A 3,033-nucleotide genomic window follows, 5' to 3' on the forward strand; every position below is an offset into this window, starting at 1 on the left:
CTCTAATGGTACGGGTACTTTAGCTCTGACACAGAACACTACTGGAACGACTACGCTCTCCGGCAACAATACTTATAGTGGTGGTACTACTGTCTCAACTGGTACCCTCAAAGCCGGCATCGCCTCAACTGGTAGTGTGACTAACGGCCCATTTGGTACTGGTACAGTTACCGTCAATAGCGGAGCAGTATTAGATCTAGCGGGTTACAACATTAGCAATGCATTAAATATCAGTGGTACTGGTATTAGTAGTGCAGGGGCCTTAATCAACTCAGGTTCTGCAGCAACTACTAGCGGTCTTGTAACGATTGGTAGTATTGGCGCCTCCATTGGTGAAGCGGCAACGAAGTCGATTACTTTGTCTGGCGGTATCGCTGGCGCTTATGCACTGACTATTAACGGCGGCACAGGCCAAACCGGTACCGTCATTATCAATAACGCTACCAACGGCAGCACCACTACAACCATCACAGCAGGTACATTGCAAATTGGTGATGGCACTACTGCTGGAGCACTAGGTTCTGGTGCAGTGACTAATAATGGCGCACTCACGTTTAACTTGCCAGGTTCAACTAGTGTATCGAATGCAATTAGCGGTACTGGCTCATTGATTCTTACTGCCGGTACTTTGACGTTGTCAGGTAATAACTCTTATGGTGGCGGCACCACTATTAACGGTGGCACCCTCAAACTTACTGCAACCTCTTACTTTATGTGCGGCACTGCTTCTGCTGCAGTATGTTCATCAAGTAATACCACTTATAACAATGCCACTTACTCTTCAAGCCCATTAGGTATTGGTGGAGTCACCATTAATGCTGGTGGTACTTTGGATGTGAACGGCGCCGGTAATACTACTTATGGTGTGATCTATAACCCAATCACTATGGTTGGTAGTTATGTTTCATCAACTACCACTGCTGCAACACTGACCAATAGCAATACCAGCACTGCATCGACTATAAATGGGCCTGTGTATCTCACTAAGATCACAACCACCAGCATTCCATCAGTCAATATCATTAGTCAAGCTACTGGCAGCACCTTAACTATCGGCGGTATTGTTTCGGATACTGGCGCTGCTACTTATAGTGCAGGCTTACAAGTCGACTCAGCAGGCAATATCGGCACCGTCATCTTTAGTGGCGCTAATACCTATACCGGTGGTACAACTGTATCTGCTGGTACTTTGCGCATCGCTACCGGCGGCACAACTGGCGCAACCTCTGGTGCAGTCGCCATTACTAGCGCTACCTTAGATCTACAAACAGCCTTGACGATTGGCTCGCTCACTATGTCTGGAACATCCCCAGCCATCACTAACAGTTCCGGCACATCTTCTCTAGCAGTAAGCGGCACCTCCACTTTAGCTAATGCCATTACTACTAGCGGCGCTCAAACCTATAGTGGTGCAGTTACTTTGGGTGCTAATACTACGCTTACAACTACCAATAGTGCTGTAGTTTTTGCTGGGGCTGTAGACGGAACGGCATCTGGTTCGCAGTCGTTAACGGTTGCTAGTGGAACGGGTTCTATTGTGTTGGGTGGCAATGTTGGAGGATCTGTATCTCTATCATCTCTCAATTTCAGCAGTAGCACCGCATCCACCGTGTTAATAGGCTCGGTAACTACGGCTGGCTCACAAACATATGCAGGCGCATTGTATGTGGCAGGTAGCTCACCAACATTGAGCAGCAGCAGTGGTGGAGTGACGATTACTGGTGCTATTTCAACCGGTGCAATTTTCCAATTTACTTACGCTGCAACTAACTACTTGCTAAATGGCACTTCAACAGCAGCATCTGCAGCAGCAGTGCAAGATGGCTTGATCGTTACAACTAGCGGTACAGGCCAATTCTCAGTATCTACAGTTGTACCTTTGTCAGGTATTCAATATCTCGTCGTTGGTGGTGGCGGTGGTGGCTCTATTGGATGTACCTGCTACAATGGTGGCGGTGGCGGTGGTGGCGGTGCCGTTTTAGTGGGCTCAAATAGCGCTCTGAATGTAGGTAGTAATTACGGCATCACCATTGGTAATGGTGGTGCTGGTGCATCCGGAGGTGCCGTTGCTAATGGTGGCAGCGGCGGCGCTTCATCTCTCACGGGCTTAACCGGAGGATCGGTCTCTGCAGCGGGCGGTGGAGGTTCGGTAGGAGGCATTACAACCGTTAGCTCGAATCCTTGGTACGGCATAGGTGGAGCTGCCGGCAATTCCAATGCCGGTGCCGGCGGTTATGGTGGAAGCAATAGTTGTGGCTCTATTTGTTCCATGGAAAACGGTGGTAATGGCTATACCAGTGCAATTACTGGAACATCCTATGTTTACAGTTCAGGCGGCGGCGGCGGGTCTGGATATAGTATCGGCGGTGGCACTGCTGGTGTTGGCGGAACTGGCGCAGGTAACGGTGCCCCTGGTAATGGAAATTCTGCTAGTAATGGTGTCTCTGGCACCAATTATGGTTCTGGCGGAGGAGGCTCTTACAGCACAGGCACTGCTGGTTCGGGTGTAGGTGGAACGGTTGTTTTAGCTCTACCATCTAATGCATTAAGTATTAATGCAGGTAGTGGGGCGGTGTCGATCGGTTCATCAAGCAAGCTCACCAGCTTAACAATTACATCAAGCTCAAATTCCTCAGCTCAAAGCAGTAGTGGAGTGATTAGTGGTGTAACTAATTTAATTTACAACGGCTCCGGAAAATTCACTCTAGCCGGTGCCAACACCTATACCGGTGGCACTACGATCTCTGGCGGTACTCTTCAAGTTGGCGCAGGAAGTACAAGAGGAAACTTAGGCACTGGTGGCGTTACTGATAATGCTGCGCTGATCTTCAATAGAAGCGATGCCATTACTGATGCTAATAATATTACCGGCTCAGGCACTCTGACTCAAGCTGGTTCAGGCACATTAACCTTGAGCGGCAATAATAGCTATACCGGTGGCACCACCATCTCAGGTGGCACATTAAGCTTGGGCGCCTCTACAGTGGAAACTGGTAGTGCAGGCTCTTACACCATTACTTCTGGCCCTGTAGG

The 3,033-nt window shown here is 49.1% G+C and carries 1 protein-coding gene; it reads left to right on the top strand.

Annotation, left to right across the window (positions count from 1 at the left end; all coding sequences use genetic code 11):
* Positions 1 to 3,033, top strand: a 3,033-nt coding sequence (locus tag M2125_RS10855; protein ID WP_280742976.1) for a beta strand repeat-containing protein, incomplete at both ends; no start/stop codon positions are given.

This window comes from Polynucleobacter sphagniphilus, from assembly GCF_029892205.1.
In the GTDB taxonomy this organism is placed as follows: Bacteria; Pseudomonadota; Gammaproteobacteria; order Burkholderiales; family Burkholderiaceae; genus Polynucleobacter; species Polynucleobacter sphagniphilus.